Origin of the sequence: Streptomyces sp. T12 (assembly GCF_028736035.1) — a bacterium.
Lineage (GTDB): Bacteria > Actinomycetota > Actinomycetes > Streptomycetales > Streptomycetaceae > Streptomyces.
Genome location: NZ_CP117866.1, coordinates 781,536 through 799,315, shown reverse-complemented (window position 1 = coordinate 799,315; position 17,780 = coordinate 781,536). Strand labels below are relative to the sequence as shown.

Sequence of the window (17,780 nt, the reverse complement as noted above, 5' to 3'; positions counted from 1 at the left end):
GCGCTGGAAATGCGTCCTGGGGGGATTTTTGGGGGGAGCGTTCGCCGTGCGATCCAAGAGCGCCATCACGATTCACAGACCCGACGAGCTGAGCGAACCGCTGCGCCGGGCGTGGCACCGGGCGATGGACGAGTCGCCCGACTACGCCAACCCCTTCCTGGCGCCGGAGTTCGCGATCGGAGTCGGCAGGTACCGCGGTGGGGCGCGGGTGGCGGTGCTGCACGAGGACGGGGAGGCCGTCGGCTTCTTCCCGTACGAGCGCACCGCCTTCGGTGTCGGGCGGGCCATCGGTCTCGGACTCTCCGACTGCCAGGCCCTCGTGCACCGCCCGGGCGTCACCTGGGACACCCGGGATCTGCTGCGGGCCTGCGGACTGTCCGTCTTCGAGTTCGATCACCTCGTCGAGGAGCAGAAGCCGTTCGGCCCGTACGTCACCGGCACCTTCGCCTCTCCCGTGCTCGACCTGAAGCCCGGCGAGGGCGACTACGCGCAGTGGTTACGCGCCACGTACCCCGGACAGGCCAAGACGACGCTGAAGAAGGAGCGCCGCCTGGGCCGGAACGTGGGCGAGGTGCGGTTCGTCTACGACGAGCGCGACCCGCGGGTGCTGCGCACGCTCATGCGGTGGAAGTCCGCCCAGTACCGCAGGACGGGGCGGATGGACCGGTTCTCCAAGCCGTGGATCGTCGACCTCGTCGAGCACCTCTTCGAAGTCCGCGAGGAACACTTCACCGGCATCCTGTCCGTGGTGTACGCCGGTGAGCGGCCGGTCGCCGCGCACTTCGGGCCGAGGTCGCGGACGGTCTTCGCGGCCTGGTTCACCGCGTACGACCCCGAGTTCAGCTACTACTCGCCCGGACTGATGATGCACCTGCGGATGGCCGACGCCGCGGGCCGGGACGGCGTGACGCTGATGGACATGGGGCGCGGCGAGAAGGAGTACAAGGACTGGCTCAAGACCCGTGAGCTGCGGGTGGCCGAAGGGTTCGCGGTGCGCCCGCACCCCGTCGCGGCGGCACACCGGCTGTGGCGCAGACCCGTGCGCGGCCTGAGAAACACGGTCCTGGCCCACCCCAGACTGCGCGATCCCGCCGACCGGCTGCTGAAGACGGTCGGCACGCTGCGCACTTCGGGCCTGGCCCACTCGTCAGGAGCGGGCGCCCGCGCCCGCTGAGCGGGGCCCGCTCTCGTCACACGCAACGCGTCGGCGTCGAGTCCATGGCGCCCCGCGGTCTCGGATCCTCCTGCACGGCGGCCTCGATCGACGCGCGCCGGCGTGCACCGCCCGCCTCGGGCGACCCCTCCTCGTACCCTTCCACGGAAGAGGTGACCATGCCGTACGGATCGCGGCTCGCCGCGATGATGACACGGCGCATCGGACGCGAATGCGTCTACACGCCCTCGGCCCGACTGGCCCTGTACCTGGCGCTGCGGCGCTGGTGCCGGCCGGGCGGGCGGGTGCTGATGTCCCCGGTGAACGACGACGTGATCCTCTTCGTCGTCCTCGCGGCCGGACTGCGCCCCGTACAAGCCCCCGTGTCCCAGTGGGACGGCAACATCGACCCGGCCGCCGTACCGGAGTCCACCTGGCGGAACGTGGACGCCGTCCTGACCACGAACCTGTACGGCATGCCGGACCGGGTCGTCGAACTGCGCCGCCGCTGCGACGAGTTGGGGATCCCGCTGATCGAGGACGCGGCGCACGCCATCGGCACGCATGTCGACGGGCAGCCGATCGGCACCTTCGGCAAGGCGGCGGCGTTCAGTCTGTCCAAGCACGTGGCGGGGATGGCCGGCGGTTTCCTGGCCGTCGACGACGCGCGCACCCGGCGGGAGCTGGAGCTGCTGCGCGACGATCTGCTGACGCCGCGCCGCCTGCGCGCCGACCTGTCCACCACGCTGCGCCCGCTGGCCCGGTCCGCCGTACGCTCGCTCCACCTGGTGCGTCCCGTGTGGCGCACCATGCAGCGCCTGCGGCTGCTGGAGCGGGACGAATTCCGCATGGCCCTGCACGCACCCCGCCTCGCCGGCAGCGCACGCCACGCGCCGAGCCTGACCGCGTACGAGCCCTGGGTCCGGGTCGACCTGCACGGCTTCCGCAGCCGCCACGGGCCCCTGGTCCGGGGGCAGTTGGAGCTGCGGATGGCCATGCTCGACGGCGACCTCGCCCGCCGCAGGGCCGGCGTCTCGCTGCTGTCGGGCACCACCTGGGCCAGCCCGGCACTGCGCGACCGGGCGGGCGACGCCCCGCCGCCCCTGTTCCGGGTACCGCTCCTCGTCCACGACCGCGACGCTCTCCTCGAACGCCTGGTGAACCACGGCGTGGTCGCGGGATACGTCTACGACCCCCCGCTCGACGACTACGCGGGCGCCGAGTTCGTCGAACCGTCCCCCGCCCCCGCGGCCGCCCGCTGGTTCGCCGCGCACACCCTGCCGGCCGACCCCCTCCTGGCCCGCAGGATCACCAACGCCCTGACGAAGGAGCGGGCGACCACCGCACACCCTCCGATCCCGACCCCGCCCGTCTTCGACACCACGAACTCGCCACCCACTCCCCTGGGCCAGTAGAGGCCATGTCCCGGGTGCCCGGCGGCGTCGGCCCGCGCCGCCCGGCCCCACCTTGCCTACCCTGGAGGTGTGGCCCGTCCCAACGACGAGGTCGCCGCGCTGCTCCAGGAGTACGCGGATCTGATCTCGATCACCGGAGGAGACGCGTTCAAGGCGCGCGTCTACGAGAAGGCCGCCCGGGCGATCGGCGGCCACCATGCGGACGTGTCCAGGCTCGACGTCAAGGGCCTCAAGGAGATCCCCAACGTCGGCAAGTCGATCGCCGAGAAGGTCGTCGAGTACTTCGCCAGTGGCAGCGTGTCCGCCGTCGAGGAACTGCGGGCGAAGATCCCCGCCGGGGTCCGGCAGCTCACCGCCATCCCCACGCTCGGCCCGAAGAAGGCGCTGGTCATCTACCAGGAGCTGGGCATCTCCACGACCGAGGAACTCACCGACGCCATCCACGAGGAGCGGCTGCGCGACCTGAAGGGCTTCGGGCCGAAGACGGAGGAGAACATCCTGCACGGCATCGGCCTGCTGCAGTCCTCCGGGGACCGCGTCCTGATCGACGTCGCCATGAGCCTCGCCGAGGACATCGTCGCCGAGATGTCGCAGGTCACCGGCTGCGAGCGCTGCTCCTACGCCGGGTCGCTGCGCCGCGTGCGCGAGACCATCGGCGACGTCGACATCCTCGTCGCGGCGAAGAAGCCGGAACCGGTCATGCGGGCCTTCACCGAGCTGCCGTACGTCTCGGAGGTCATCGCGCACGGTGAGAAGAAGACGTCGATCCGCACCGGCAAGGGCCTCCAGGTCGATCTGCGTGTCGTCCCGCCGGACTCCTGGGGTGCGGCGATGCAGTACTTCACCGGCTCCAAGGCGCACAACATCCGCACTCGGGAGATGGCCGTCCACAAGAAGCTCAAGCTCTCCGAGTACGGCCTCTTCGACACCGAGACCGGCAAGAAGATCGTCTCCGAGACCGAGGAGGACGTGTACGCCCGCCTCGGCCTGCCCTGGATCCCGCCCACCCTGCGCGAGGACCGGGGCGAGATCGAGGCCGGGCTGCGCGGCGAGCTGCCCGACCTGGTCCAGGAGAAGGACATCCGGGGCGATCTGCACACCCACACCGACCTCACCGACGGTCTCGCCCCGCTGGAGGAGATGGTCGCCGCGGCCGCCGAGCGCGGGTACGCCTACTACGCGGTCACCGACCACGGCCCCGACATGGCCATGCAGCGGATGACCGACGAACGGATCCTGGCCCAGCGCGCACGCGTCCGCGAGCTCGACGGAGAGTACGGCAAGCGCGGCAAGCGGGCCGGCATGCGGGTGCTGCACGGCGCCGAGCTGAACATCGGCCCCGACGGCGACGTGGACTGGCCGCCTGAGTTCCTGGCCGGCTTCGACCTGTGCGTGGCCTCGGTGCACTCGCACTTCAACCAGGGGCGCGAGGCGCTGACCCGGCGGATCGTGCGGGCCTGCGAGAACCCCCACGTCCACATCATCGGCCACCCCACCACCCGCCTCCTCGGCAAGCGCCCCGGCATCGACGTCGACCTCGACGCGGTCTTCGCCGCCTGTGCGCGCACCGGCACGGCCCTGGAGATCAACTCCCACCCCGACCGGCTCGACCTGCGCGACGAGGACATCCTGCGGGCCAGGCGGCACGGCGTGAGGTTCGCCGTCGACAGCGACGCCCACGCCGTCATCCACCTGGCCAACCTGCGCTACGGCGTGGGCACGGCACAGCGCGGCTGGCTCACCAAGGACGACGTGATCAACACCTGGCCGCTGACCCGGCTGCGGCGCTTCCTGGACCAGGGCTGACCTCTGCCGAAGGGCCTCGAGCGCGCCGAGCGCGGTCGGCTCTCGCTCGTGTGCGAGTCGTGCAGGTTGAAACTCGTGGGAAACAAGGGCTTGTAGCGAGATTTAACGAGGGTTAGTTTAACCGTCACTCGAAGCCGGGCCCGGGCTCCCGAGGGCTGTTTCCTGCGTGTTCGCCCGTTTCACCGAGGAGTAGAGCCATGCCAGTTGACAAGCTTCAGGTGTCCCGCCGGGGTTTCCTCGGCCTGGGACTCGCGGCCGGTGTCGTGACCCTCACCGCGTGCGGTTCCGGCAGCGGAAGTTCGAGCGGCCCGCTCGTCATGACCGTCTGGGGCGGCGACGCCGACCGCAAGACGTACCAGAAGCGCATTGACCTGCTGGTGAAGAAGTACCCGGAGCTGAAGGTCAAGCTCCAGCTGATCCCCAGCGACGCGTACGCCCAGAAGGTGCAGACGATGATCGCGGGCGGCAGCGGCCCGGACATCATGCAGGTCGCCGAGAGCGTCAACACCTACTCCAGCAAGAACCAGCTCCTGCCCCTCGACGACCTCGCCAAGAAGGCCGGCCTCGACACCGCCAAGCGGTTCGGCCCGGTCGGCTCCATCTACACGTACGAGGACAAGCTGTACGCGATCCCGGACCGTTCCGGCGCGATCACCGTCTACTACAACAAGGACCTGTTCGAGAAGAAGGGCATCAAGGCGCCCACCGCCGAGTGGACCTGGGACGACGCGCTCGACGCCTTCAAGGAGCTCACCGTCCCCGGCAAGCAGTGGGGTTACACCGGCGCCGAGTGGTACCCGCAGTGGTGGAGCCTCGCGTACCAGAACGGCGGCACCATCATCGACGCCGACGGCCGCCCCGCCGTCGACAGCGACGAGGTCGTCGAGGCGCTCCAGTGGGCCGGCGACCTCGTCTACAAGCACAAGGTGGCGCCGAGCAAGGCGGACTACGCCGACATGGGCTCCGAGGTCGGCGGCGACCAGGCCTTCCCGATGCAGAAGTGCGCCACGCACGCCAACGGCTTCTGGGTCACCGCCGGTCTCACGGACGCGAAGTTCGCGTGGGACATCGCGCCGATCTGGCGCGGCGAGAAGCAGGCCGTGTCCGCGTTCGGCAGCGGCCTGGCCATCTCCCGTACCTGCAAGCAGCGCGACGACGCCTTCAAGGCGATCGACTTCCTCACCTCGGACGCGGCGCAGCAGCAGATCATCGACGACGGCGAGGACGTGCCGGCCAGCCTCGCGGTGCAGCAGAGCGACGCGTTCCTCAAGCCCGCGTGGATGAAGTCGGACGTCAACATGGGTGCGTTCGCCGAGTCCAGCGGCTTCATCTTCCGCGCGCCGTTCATCCCCGAGTGGAACGAGATGACGTCGGCCATCGACTCGGGCCTCGCCAATTTCTGGCTCGGCAAGGAGAGCGCCAAGAAGGCGCTGACCGCACTGCAGAAGGACCTTGAGTCCATCATCAAGTCCGCGGGATGACCGGCGATGGCGACCATCTCGAAGACGGCCTCGACGGCGGTCCCGAAGACTTCGGAGTCCTCGAAGAGGCGGCGCCGTGAGGCGCTCTGGTTCTATCTGTTCGTCTCACCGTGGATGATCGGGTTCCTGGTCTTCCTGTTCGGGCCGATGATCGCGTCGGTCTACTACTCGATGACCGACTGGGACTCGTTCACAGCACCCACCTGGGTCGGGCTGCAGAACTACGTCACGCTGATCACCGACGACCCCAGGTTCTGGAAGACGCTGTGGCACACCTTCTACTACGCGGCGGTCTCGGTCCCGCTCGGCCTGGTGCTCGGCCTGTGGCTGGCGAATCTGCTCAACAAGCAGGTACGCGCCCGGAAACTGCTGCGCACCCTGATCTATCTGCCGACCCTGGTGCCGCTCGTCGCCACGGCGATGATCTTCCGCCAGGTACTCGCCCCGAACGGCCCGCTCAATGACGCGCTCGGCCTGTTCGGCGTCTCGGGCCCGGCCTGGCTGCTCGACGGCGACTGGGCGATCCCCGCGCTGGTCGTGATGTCGGCATGGAGCGCGGGCGCCGCGACGGTGCTGCTGCTCGCCGCTATGAAGGGCATCCCCAAGGAGCTGTACGAGGCGGCCGAGGTCGACGGCGCGGGCGCGGTACGGCAGTTCTGGAGCATCACCCTGCCGCACCTGACCCCGATCATCTTCTTCAACCTGATCATGGGGATGATCGGCGCCTTCCAGGTCTTCGCCCAGGTGTACATCCTGGTGCCGAAGGGCAAGCTGCGCGCGGCCTACGACGGGGCCGAGACGATGGTGCCGTACCTCTTCGACGAGGCCTTCGGCAACTACCACATGGGCTACGCGTCGGCGATCTCCTGGCTGTTGTTCCTCGTGGTCCTCGTCTTCACGCTGATCGCATTCCGCACCGCCCGGCGCTGGGTGTTCTACGAAACCGAGGTGAAGTGATGGCCGGCCTCCTTACCACCCCGGCGCCGCAGCGGACGCAGGAGAGCGGTTCGCCGCGCAAGACCCGTGGCGGACGGGGCCCCGGCACGGTGCGGGCGTTCCGGGCCACCCCGTTCACGTACGCGACGCTGATCGTCGTGGCGGCGATCCTCAGCATGCCGCTGGTGTTCGTAGGCTCCATCGCGCTCTCCAGCGACGCGACGGTGAACACCAACTCCTTCACCCTCTTCCCGACCGAGTTCCACTGGGAGAACTTCAGCCGGGTCTTCGGCTCCGAGCTGCCGATGGGCCGCTTCCTGATCAACTCCGTGATCATCTCGCTCTGTTCGGTCGCCGGGCAGATGCTCTCCAGCGGCCTGGTCGGCTACGCCTTCGCCCGGCTGCGGGCCCCCGGCAAGAACACGCTGTTCCTGATCGTCATCGCCACCATGATGATCCCGACGCAGATCACGATGATCCCGCAGTTCATCCTCTTCCGGGACCTGGGCTGGGTGAACACCTATCTGCCGCTGATCGTGCCGAACTTCTTCTCCAACGCCTTCAACGTCTTCCTGGTACGGCAGTTCGTGTCCCGGCTGCCCAGCACGCTCGACGAGGCGGCCATGGTGGACGGCCTGGGCTTCTTCGGCATCTACCGGCGGATCATGCTGCCCATGCTGTGGCCGGTGCTGATCGCGATCGGCATCTTCACCCTGACCCACACCTGGGGCGACTTCATGGGCCCGCTGATCTATCTGAACGACGAGTCCAAGATGCCGCTGTCACTGGGCATCCAGTACATCACCAGCACCTCGGCGGCGGGCCAGTCACCGGCGTGGAACCTGGTCATGGTCGGCTCGGTCCTGCTCGCGCTGCCCATGATCATCGTCTACTACCTGGGCCAGAAGTACCTGTACGAGATGGACATCAGCGGCGGAAGCGCGGGAGTGAAGTGACCACCATCCACGTAGACGGCCAGGGCGTGTGGATCGACGGCCGTCCCCGCACCCTGCTGTGCGCGTCCCTGTTCTACTTCCGCATCCCGAGGGAGCAGTGGCGCGAGCGACTCGCCCAGGTACGGGCCTCGGGCTACACCTGCGTCGACGTCTATCTCCCCTGGAACTTCCACGAGTTGGCCCCCGGCCGCTTCTCGTTCGAGGGCCGCCGGGACGTCGCCGCCTTCCTGGACCTCGCTCGGGAGGAGGGCCTGTACGTCATCGCCCGACCGGGCCCGTACATCTGCTCCGAGTGGGACGGCGGCGCGCTGCCCGCCTGGCTGGGCCTGGACCGGGAGTTGAGGGTTCGTCAGAACGAGCCCCGCTATCTGGAGCAGGTCACCGCGTGGTTCGACCAGGTGCTGCCGCTGCTGGCGGAGCGTCAGCACCCGGCGGGCGGTTCGGTGATCATGGTGCAGTTGGAGAACGAGCTGGACTTCTTCGACTGCGCGGACCGCACCGGGTACATGACCTCCTTGCGGGACACGGCAGTTCGGCACGGCATCACCGTCCCCCTGGTCGCCTGCTCCGGCCAGGGCGACCTCCCCGGCGCCACCGGGGACGTCGAGGGGGTCGTACCGGCAAGCAACTTCTACCCGGACGACGACTCCCCGGACATCGAGGCCGAGGTGCGCCGCTATGCCGCGCTGGTCGCGGAGCGCGGGGTGCCGTTGCTGGTCACCGAGACCAACCGCCGCCACCGGACGCTGCGGCGGCTGCTGGCGAGCGGCGCCAAGCTGATCGCGCCGTATCTCCAGTCGTCCGGCTGGAACTTCGGTTACACCCCGTCCAGCGGCAACTGGGGGCGTCCCGGCAACTTCATGAGCCATGGCTACGACTTCGGCGGCTACGTCACCTCGACCGGCCTGGAGCGCCCGGAGTACGCCGAGGCGCAGGTGTTGGCCCGGGTCGTGGAGACATGGGGTCCCCGACTGGCCCTGGCGACAACGGTGTCGTACGCCGAACTCGGCTGCGACTTCCCGACGAGCTCGCAGCCGTCGGCGCTGGAGCTGGACGGGGGCGGCCGGTTGGTGGCCGTACCGCATCTGGGCGGTGAGCCCGGCAAGGCGGTCGTCCGGGGCGTGCCGGTCGAGGTCGCTCCGGGTTCGTGCCCGCTGATGGCGGTCGACGTGCCGCTCAACGGCGCCGTCCTGAACCTCGCCTCGGCAGACCTCGTGGCGCGGGCGGACGGGGTGCTGGTGTTCTCCTCCGACGTGCCCGTCACCGTCGTACTGGACGGGACGCGGACCGAGATCCCGGTGTCCGGACGGGAGACCCTGGCCGGGACCACGCTCGTGGTGCTGCCGTCGGCCCAGGCCGCGCGGCTGCGGTCGGTCGACGCCGACGGCACGGTCCGCCTGGCGGATGGATCCGAGAAGCCCGACGCCCGGGAACCGGCCGCCGTACGCGAGGTGCGGCGGCGGGCCGAGGCGGCCCCCGAGCGGCCCGCGGGGCTGCACGAACTGCCGCCGGCCCTGGAGTCGCTCGGCGTGTACCGGGGCCGTGGCACCTACCGGACCACCACGGACCTGACCGGCGTCGACGAGCTGCTGCTCACCGACGCCGCCGACATCGTCGACCTGTCCGTCGCGGGCCGGGCGCTCCCGACGGTCGCCGGATTCGGTGCGGCCCGCCGCATCGACGTACGGGACGTGACGGGTGCCGCCGCGATCGAGGCCGTCGTGGAGATCTGGGGCCACGCCAACTTCGATGACGCCCGCCTGCCCGCGCTCCGCCTCGGCGCACTGCGGGGCCTCGGCACCCTCTGGAAGGTGCGGGACACCACCGACGTGTCGGCTCTGTGGACGGTGCACGGCCACTGGGCCGGGGCTCCCGCGCCCACCCGGGTGCTCGGGGGTTGGAGCAGCACCCGCGTCGCGGCGCCGGTCACCTACACCCGTACGGTCCACTCGCCCACCCCGTCGGGGCTGCATCTGCGCGGGGTCGTCGAACCGCTGCGGGTGAGCGTGGACGACGGGGAGCCGGAGACCGTCCACACCGAGAACCCCTGGGTGCTGCTGACCGCGGGCACCCACCAGGTCGCGGTCACGCTGCCGCACCACCCGAGCGGTCCCGGCCTGCGCGCCGAGCTGCTCGCGCTCGACGCCGTACGGGACTGGTCGTGCGCGGTGCAGGACGACGAGCTGCTGACCGCGTTCGCCGCCGACTCCGGCCGCACGGAGGAGGTACGGCTTCCGCTGGTGCTGAAACCGGGGGAGGAGGCATGGCTCGACGTCGACCTGCCGGCGTCGCCGGACGGATATCTGGTCCGGCTGGATGCCACGCAGGTCCGGGTGACCGGATGGGCCGGCGGAGAGTGCGTGGGGCGCGTCTGGGCCGGCGAACGGCCCGACTTCTCGGGCGGTGACCCCGACGCGCTCTGGGTGCCGCCGAACTGGCCGGGCCTGACCCTGCTCGCCCAGGGTATTGAAGGGCGTCAGACGCCGGAGATCCGTACGCTGTGGCTGGGGGGACCGACCGACTGAGGGGGAGTACCGGTGGCCCGGCACACGGCCCGAGACGTTCGCAGCGAGAACCGTTTCGAGGTGCTGCGCGCACTGTTCGACCTCGGGCCGTCCTCCCGCCAGGAACTCGCCCGGCACACGGGCCTCAGCCAGGCCACCGTGACGACGCTGGTCGGCGGGTTCCTGGCGGAGGGCGTGCTGCACATCGCCGCCGTGGAGCGCAACGCCGTGGGACGGCCGTACGAACGGCTCACGATCAACCCGGACCGGGGCCGCATCGTCGGTGTCGACGTCGCCGAGACCTACGTCGACGCCACGGTGTACGACCTCGCTCTCGGTGTCCTGGGCCGGCACGAGACGGCCCTCGACGAGGACCAGAACGACCAGGCGTACGTCGTCGACGGCATCGTCGGCGCGATCGAGGCGGCCCTGGACGCGGACGGGACCGAGCGCGACCGGATCGTGGGAGTCGGGGTGAGCATGCCGGGCCACGTCCACCATGACGCCGGGGTCTCGGTCTTCGCGCCGAACTGGGACTGGCACGACGTGCACATCGAGGAACTGCTGGCCGAGCGGCTGCGGTTGCCGGTGTACGTCGACAATCCGCTCAAGGCGGCGATCCTGTCCGAGATGTGGTTCGGCGCCGGGCGCGTCGTCGACAGCATGGCCGTGGTCAACATCGGCACCGGGGCCGGAGCCGGCATCGCCATCGAGGGCACGCTGGTCCGCGGCATCAGCAACAACGCCGGTGAATGGGGCCACACCCTCCTGATGCTGGACGGTCGCCCGTGCCGCTGCGGCCGAGACGGGTGCGTGGAGGCGTACGTCGGCGCGCCGGGCCTGGAGCAGACGCTGGCCGAGATCGACCCGTCCCATCCGGCGCTGGGACAGCCCGGGCAGCGGGACTTCGTCGAGACCGTCGCCCGTGGCCTGGCCGCGGGGGATCCGGTGCTGCGGGAACTCGTCCGGCGCACGGGCCGCTACCTCGCCGCGGCCCTCGGCGACCTCGTCAACCTGCTCAACGTGCCGACGGTGACGCTCACCGGCTGGCTGCCCAAGGCGCTGGCCCCGTGGCTCGTCCCCGCCGTACGGGACGAACTGCCCCGTCACGTGCTGCCGGGTTCCCTGCCCGGCCTCACCGTCGAGGTGTCCGAGGTGCCCGGCAACGCCGTGTGCCTGGGCATGGCCGCCTTCACCCTGGAGCAGTTCCTCGCCCGGCTTGGCCTGGTCAGCCAGGCCCGGAGCCGGCCGCAGCCGGGTGCCGAGGCCGCCCAGCCGATGAGCAGTCAGAAGCCGCTTTCTCCGGACGCCTCATCCATGGCGAGGATCCGGCATGAGGTCAACGGACCGTCGGTGTGACCGAGTTGCACCGTGCCGCAGCTCCGAGCCGTTCGTGATCTTCATCCGTTTGAGCGGCCGCCCGGAAGGGGAGCGTGCGGGGGGTGAGCCGAGCCGAACGGGTCAAGGCTTTGCTCATGTCGCCGCAGAGGGGTTGTCCTGACATTAGGTCCCTGCCTAGGGTCGCCTCGAAGTGCAAGCGCTTTCCAAGCGGGCTGTCCGCCGGCCGTCCGAGGAGAACTGCATGTCCCCAAGTCCCGTCCGCCGCCGCGTCGCCGTGATCGGCACCGGCGCCATCGTCAGCGGCAGCCATCTCCCCGCCCTGAGACACCACGCGGACCGGGTGGAGCTGGTCGCCGCGGTCGACGTGGACCAGGCCCGGCTGGACGCCTTCCGGGAGCTCGCGGGCGAGGACGTCGCCGGGTACACCTCGACGGGCGAGATGCTGGACGCCGTACGCCCCGACCTGGTCCTGATCGGCACGCCGCCGTCGCTGCACCGGGAGCAGACGGTCGCCGCGCTCAAGGCGGGCGCCTGGGTGCTGTGCGAGAAGCCGCTGTGCCTGTCGCTCGCCGAGTACGACGACATCGCGGCGGCCGAGGAGGCGTCGGGCGCGCACGCGTCGGTCGTCTTCCAGCACCGCTACGGCTCCGGCGCCGTGCACGCCCGTGAGCTGATCGCGGGCGGTGAGCTGGGCGCCCCGCTGGTCGCGCACTGCCAGACGACCTGGCACCGTGACGCCGCGTACTACGCGGTGCCGTGGCGCGGGCGGTGGGCCACCGAGGGCGGCGGTCCGACGATGGGGCACGGCATCCACCAGTTCGACCTGCTGCTGCACCTGCTCGGGCCGTGGGCGGAGATCCGGGCCATGGCCGCGCGCCTGGTCCACGACACCGAGAGCGAGGACGTCTCGACGGCCCTCGTGCGGTTCGAGAACGGAGCCCTCGCCACCGTCGTCAACAGCGTGCTGTCCCCGCACGAGGTGAGCCGCATCCGCATCGACTGCGCCGACGCGACGGTCGAGCTCACCCACCTGTACGGCCACCGCAACGACGACTGGGTCTACACCCCGGCCCCGCACGTCCCCTCCGAGCGCGCCACCGCCTGGCGCACCCCGGCCGCGGACCTGTCCAGCTCGCACACGGCACAGCTCGGCGCCCTCCTCGACGCCTACGACAACGGTGTCCGACCGCCCGGCAGCGGCCCCGACGCCCGGGCCACCCTCGACTTCGCGGCCGCCCTCTACAAGGCCGCGTTCACGGGCAGCCCGGTGCTCGCGGGCGAGATCCGGCCCGGTGACCCCTTCTACCCGGCCATGCACGGCGACCACCCCCACTGGGCCCCCAAGGAGCGCGCATGAGCATCCGCGTCACTCATGTCCACGGCGACCACATCGCCGTCGAGGCGGCAGGCGGCACGGAGATCCTCCGCTACGTCTACCGCCCCGACCCGCAGGCCTTCGAGTCCCGCAAGCCCTACGCGCACCCCGTGCGCACCCTCGCCGGGCACACCGTGACCGGCTACCGGCCCAGCGACCACCGCTGGCACAAGGGCCTGCAGATGACGGCGAGTCATCTGTCCGGGCAGAACTTCTGGGGCGGCAACTGCTATGTCCACGGCGAGGGTTACCTCGCTCTGCCCGAGCGGGTCGGCTCGATGCGGCACGACGGCTTCGCCGACTTCGCGGCCGAGGACGACCGGCTCGCCTTCACCGAGGAGCTGACCTGGGTCGAGAACGGCGGCGAGGAGTGGGCGCGCGAGGTGCGCGGGCTGACCGTCCACTCGGTGGACGAGGCGGCCGGTGCCTGGGCCCTGGACTGGTCGATCCGGCTCACCAACCTCCGTGCCGAGCCGCTGGCCTTCGGCTCGCCCACCACCGCCGGCCGTGAGATGGCCGGCTACACCGGACTCCAGTGGCGCGGACCCCGGGACTTCACCTCAGGCACCGCCTTCGGCCCCGACCTCGACGGGGGAGCGGGCGCGGACGCGGGCAAGCTGATGGGCACGCAGGGCCCGTGGCTGGCCTTCACCACCGAGCACGACGACGTCGACGGCCACTCCACGCTCGTCTTCGCGCACGCGCCCGAGAACCTCGACGAGAACGCCGCGATCCACGAGTCCCACTGGTTCGTGCGCTCGGAGCCGATCCCGACGGTGGCGTTCTCCTGGGCGTTCTTCGAGGAGTTCGAGCTGCCGCCGGGCGAGTCCTTCGGCTACCGGTACCGGGTCGTGTTCGCCGACGGTGCCTGGGACCGCGAGCGGGTGGCCGCGCATCTGGAGGGGCTGCCGTGGTGAAGCCCAACCTTCCGCATCCACTGCCGGGCGCCGTCGGCCTGTCCCACCTGAGCGCCTATGACTGGGAGGCCGCCGACGGCGTGTGCGGCGGCAGCCCGCATCTGCACCTGGTGTGCACGGAGGCGTACGTCGTCACCGGCGGCCAGGGCGCGGTACAGACGCTGAGCCCCGACGGCTACCGGGACATCCCCCTGGAGCCGGGCTCGGTCACCTGGTTCACGCCGGGGACCGTGCACCGTATGGTCCAGGGCGGCGATCTGCGCATCACCGTGCTGATGCAGAACAGCGGGCTGCCGGAGGCCGGGGACGCCGTGTTCACCTTCCCGTCCGAGGTGCTGTCGGATCCGGACAGGTACGCCGCCGCGGCCACGCTGCCGCCCGGCACCGGCCCGGACACCGCGGCCGCCGCGCGCCGCCGCAGGGACCTCGCCGTAGAGGGCTATCTCGCCCTGCGCGAGGCCCTCGTCGCCGGTGACAGCGGCCCGTACGTCGAGTTCCAGCGAGCCGCCGCCCGCCTCGTGCGCGCCAAGGTGCCCCAGTGGCGGGAGCTGTGGCGGGCCGGCGCGCTGGCCACCGCCGAGCGCACGGGCGCCCAGCTCGACGCGCTGGAGACGGGTGAGCCGGTGTATCTCGCCGACGCGACCTCGTACGAGACCGCGCCCACCAGGCTCGGCGGCTTCGGCATGTGCGGCCGCCGGGACGAGTACAACCTGCCCGGGACGACGCTGCCCTACGGCGGCGGATAGCGGGCCAGGGGGCCGAGGGGGGCCAACAGAAAGTCCGAGGAGAGAAGAGGTGACCTCGGCATGCCCGGACACAGGACAAAGGGGTTCTGCGCGTCGGCCGCCGCACTCGTGCTCTGCGCGATGCTGGCCGGCTGCGGAGGATCCGGGGAGTCGGTCGGCGGCGGCAAGGTCGTGCTGCGTTACACGTGGTGGGGCAACCCCGACCGCGCGGAACGCACCGAGCAGGCCGTCGCCCTGTTCGAGAAACAGCACCCGAACATCCAGGTGCAGACGTCGTTCTCGGCCTACGAGGCCTACAAGCAGAAGCTCGCCACCCAGGCCGCGGGAGGCGACGCCCCCGACGTGATGCAACTCGACTACCGGCAGATCGACCAGTACGCCTCCGGCGGCGTCCTGCTCGACCTCGCCGAGCAGAAGGCCGTCCTGCGCACCGATGAGATCGAGGCGGGCCTGCTCGCCACCGGACGGCTGGACGACGCGCAGTACGCGATCCCCCAGGGCCGTGGCACCGAGACCGTCGCCTACGACGTCAAGGCGTGGAAGGCGTCCGGCGTACCGCTCCCGGGCCGGAGCTGGACCTGGAGCGAGTGGGCCGACGCCATGCGGGCCCTGGCCGAGAAGACCGGTAAGCCCGGCGCCACCGACCCCGGTTGGAGCGAGGACTGCTTCGAGGTCTGGCTGCGCGGACAGGGCAAGTCCCTCTACACGGAGGACGGCGGGCTCGGTTTCACCGCCGACGACCTGACCCGCTGGTGGACCTTCACCGACGCACTCCGGCGCGAGGGTGTCGTCTCGCCCGCCGAGCAGACCACCCAGCTCGACGGCTCCGTCGAGAACACCCCGCTCGGGCGCGGCGAGGCCCTGTCCGACTCCAACTGGGACGCTCCGGCCAGCGGGTTCCTGGCCCTCATACCGAGCGGCGTCGCGCTCGCGCCGATGCCGTCCGGCGAGGACGGTACCCCCGGCCAGTACTTCAAGCCGTCGATGTTCCTGGGCGTCGGAGCCGGCACCGGTCACCCGAAGGAGGCGGCACAGCTCGTCGACTTCCTCATCAACGACGAGCAGGCGGCGAAGATCCTCGGCGCCACCCGCGGCATCCCCGTCAACGAGTCGATCCGCGAGGAGACCGAGCCGCAGCTCAAGGACTTCGACAAGACGATCGCCGACTACCAGTCCTCCCTGGAGGGCTCCCTCAAGAACCCGCCGCAGGCCCCGCCCTCCGGCGACAACGCCCTGCAGGCCACCTTCCAGCGCGACTACGACCAGGTGTCCTACGAGCGCATGTCGCCCCGTGAGGCGGCCGAGAACTACGTCACCGAGGCGAAGGCGGAGCTGAGGTCATGACCACCACCGACATCCCCGCGCCCGCAGCCAGGAAACCGGCGGCGACCGCAGCCCCGAAGCGCCGCCTCAAGCGCGAAAGTCAGGGCCCCGCCTGGGTGTTCCTGTCCCCGTGGGTGCTCGGCGCGATCGTCCTGACCCTGCTGCCGATGGCCGTGTCGCTGTACCTGTCCTTCACCGACTACGACCTGTTCAGCCCGCCGCGCTGGGTGGGCCTGCGCAACTACGTCCAGATGTTCACCGAGGACCCGCGCTACTGGCGGTCGGTGCTGACCACGCTGACGTACGTCGTCATCGCCGTGCCCCTGCAACTCGCCCTCGCCCTCGTCGTCGCGCTCGCCCTGAAGCCCATGAGGCGGGGCAAGGGCTTCTACCGGTCGGCGTTCTACGCCCCGTCCCTGCTGGGCGCCTCCATGTCCATCGCCCTCGTCTGGCGCGCGGTCTTCAACGACGGCGGCACGGTGGACAACCTGCTCGGCACCGGTGGCTGGGTCAACAAGCCCGGCTGGGCGCTGCTCGCCGTGGCCCTGCTGACGGTGTGGCAGTTCGGGGCGCCGATGGTCATCTTCCTGGCCGGCCTCCAGCAGATCCCGGGCGAGCTGTACGAGGCGGCGGCAGTCGACGGGGCCGGGAAATGGCGGCAGTTCCTGTCCGTCACGGTGCCGATGCTGTCCCCGGTCCTGTTCTTCAACCTCGTACTCCAGACCATCCAGGCCTTCCAGGTCTTCACGCCCGCCTTCGCGATCGGCGCCGGCAAGGGCGGCCCCGCCGACTCGACCCTCGTCTACACCCTCTACCTCTACGACCGCGGCTTCGTCGCCTCCCACATGGGCTACGCCTCCGCCATGGCCTGGGTCCTGCTGATCGTCATCGGCGGCGTCACGGCGGTGCTGTTCCGCACCTCGCGTTCCTGGGTCTTCTACGCCTCCGAGGGGGACCGATGACCACCACCACAACTCCGGTCGTCCGCAAGCCCGTTGCCTGGGGCCGGATCGCCCTGCACGTCGGCTGTCTGGCCGCACTGCTGGTCATGCTCTACCCGCTGGCGTGGCTGCTGGCGACCTCGCTCAAGCCCGCCGACGAGGTCATCGCCAGCCTCGACCTGCTGCCCAGCCGTCTGGAGTGGTCGAACTACTCCACCGCTCTGGACGGCGTCAACGACGTGTCCATCTGGCGGCTGCTGTCCAACTCGCTGCTGATCGCCGGCGGCGCGGTGCTCGGCAACGTCATCAGCTGCTCGCTCGCCGCCTACGCCTTCGCGCGCCTGCGATTCCGCTTCCGCGGACCGCTGTTCGCGTTCATGATCGCGACGATCATGCTGCCGCACCACGCGGTGCTGATCCCGCAGTACATCATCTTCAACCAGCTCGGCCTGGTGAACACCTACTGGCCGCTGATCCTGCCGAAGTTCCTCGCCACCGAGGCGTTCTTCGTCTTCCTCATCGTGCAGTTCATGCGCGGCCTGCCGCGCGAGCTGGAGGAGGCGGCCCGTATCGACGGCTGCGGCCCGTTCCGCAGCTTCTTCAAGGTCGTCCTTCCCCTCACCCGGCCCGCGCTGATCACCACGGCGATCTTCACCTTCATCTGGACCTGGAACGACTTCTTCACCCAGCTCATCTACCTCTTCGACCCGGACAAGTTCACGCTCACGCTCGCGCTGCGGTCGTTCGTGGACGCGTCCAGCACCTCGGCGTTCGGCCCGATGTTCGCGATGTCCGTGATCGCGCTGCTGCCGATCGTGCTGTTTTTCCTCGCCTTCCAGCGCCTGCTGGTGGAGGGCATGGCCAGCTCCGGGCTCAAGGGGTGATC

At 70.3% G+C, this 17,780-nt stretch carries 14 protein-coding genes; all 14 read left to right on the top strand.

Going from position 1 to position 17,780, the window contains the following annotated elements:
- The first annotated feature begins 46 nt into the window (after positions 1-46).
- Positions 47-1,174: a GNAT family N-acetyltransferase gene (locus PBV52_RS03525; protein ID WP_274236780.1), complete on the top strand. Its 1,128-nt coding sequence runs from the start codon at positions 47-49 to the stop codon at positions 1,172-1,174.
- Between the two features lie 158 nt (positions 1,175-1,332).
- The gene (locus tag PBV52_RS03520; RefSeq protein ID WP_274236779.1) at positions 1,333-2,568 is read left to right on the top strand and encodes a DegT/DnrJ/EryC1/StrS family aminotransferase; all 1,236 of its coding nucleotides are present in this window, start codon (positions 1,333-1,335) and stop codon (positions 2,566-2,568) included.
- 69 nt (positions 2,569-2,637) lie between these two features.
- Complete coding sequence (gene polX / locus PBV52_RS03515) at positions 2,638-4,374, top strand: DNA polymerase/3'-5' exonuclease PolX (protein WP_274236778.1); 1,737 nt, start codon at positions 2,638-2,640, stop codon at positions 4,372-4,374.
- 197 nt (positions 4,375-4,571) lie between these two features.
- Positions 4,572-5,855 (top strand): sugar ABC transporter substrate-binding protein, encoded by a 1,284-nt coding sequence (locus tag PBV52_RS03510; RefSeq protein ID WP_274236777.1) that lies wholly within the window; start codon positions 4,572-4,574, stop codon positions 5,853-5,855.
- 6 nt (positions 5,856-5,861) lie between these two features.
- On the top strand, positions 5,862-6,812 hold the full coding sequence (locus PBV52_RS03505) for a carbohydrate ABC transporter permease (RefSeq protein WP_274236776.1): 951 nt from the start codon (positions 5,862-5,864) through the stop codon (positions 6,810-6,812).
- Entirely contained in the window at positions 6,812-7,747 is a 936-nt protein-coding gene (locus PBV52_RS03500) for a carbohydrate ABC transporter permease (protein ID WP_274236775.1), read from the top strand. Before PBV52_RS03505 ends, PBV52_RS03500 begins: the two co-directional genes overlap by 1 nt.
- Entirely contained in the window at positions 7,744-10,272 is a 2,529-nt protein-coding gene (locus tag PBV52_RS03495) for a beta-galactosidase (RefSeq protein WP_274236774.1), read from the top strand. Before PBV52_RS03500 ends, PBV52_RS03495 begins: the two co-directional genes overlap by 4 nt.
- Before the next feature lie 12 nt (positions 10,273-10,284).
- Positions 10,285-11,610 carry an ROK family transcriptional regulator gene (locus PBV52_RS03490; protein ID WP_274236773.1) on the top strand — a complete coding sequence of 442 codons (1,326 nt, stop codon included), beginning with the start codon at positions 10,285-10,287 and terminating at the stop codon, positions 11,608-11,610.
- A gap of 223 nt (positions 11,611-11,833) precedes the next feature.
- Positions 11,834-12,949: a Gfo/Idh/MocA family protein gene (locus tag PBV52_RS03485; RefSeq protein ID WP_274236772.1), complete on the top strand. Its 1,116-nt coding sequence runs from the start codon at positions 11,834-11,836 to the stop codon at positions 12,947-12,949.
- Positions 12,946-13,884: a PmoA family protein gene (locus PBV52_RS03480; RefSeq protein ID WP_274236771.1), complete on the top strand. Its 939-nt coding sequence runs from the start codon at positions 12,946-12,948 to the stop codon at positions 13,882-13,884. Before PBV52_RS03485 ends, PBV52_RS03480 begins: the two co-directional genes overlap by 4 nt.
- Positions 13,878-14,630: a cupin gene (locus tag PBV52_RS03475; protein WP_274236770.1), complete on the top strand. Its 753-nt coding sequence runs from the start codon at positions 13,878-13,880 to the stop codon at positions 14,628-14,630. Before PBV52_RS03480 ends, PBV52_RS03475 begins: the two co-directional genes overlap by 7 nt.
- Before the next feature lie 60 nt (positions 14,631-14,690).
- Positions 14,691-15,974, top strand: coding sequence for an ABC transporter substrate-binding protein (locus PBV52_RS03470; RefSeq protein WP_274236769.1), 1,284 nt, complete (start codon positions 14,691-14,693; stop codon positions 15,972-15,974).
- On the top strand, positions 15,971-16,915 hold the full coding sequence (locus tag PBV52_RS03465) for a carbohydrate ABC transporter permease (protein WP_274236768.1): 945 nt from the start codon (positions 15,971-15,973) through the stop codon (positions 16,913-16,915). The genes PBV52_RS03470 and PBV52_RS03465 overlap by 4 nt, the downstream gene beginning before the upstream one ends.
- Positions 16,912-17,778, top strand: coding sequence for a carbohydrate ABC transporter permease (locus PBV52_RS03460; RefSeq protein ID WP_274236767.1), 867 nt, complete (start codon positions 16,912-16,914; stop codon positions 17,776-17,778). Before PBV52_RS03465 ends, PBV52_RS03460 begins: the two co-directional genes overlap by 4 nt.
- The last annotated feature ends 2 nt before the right edge of the window (positions 17,779-17,780 follow it).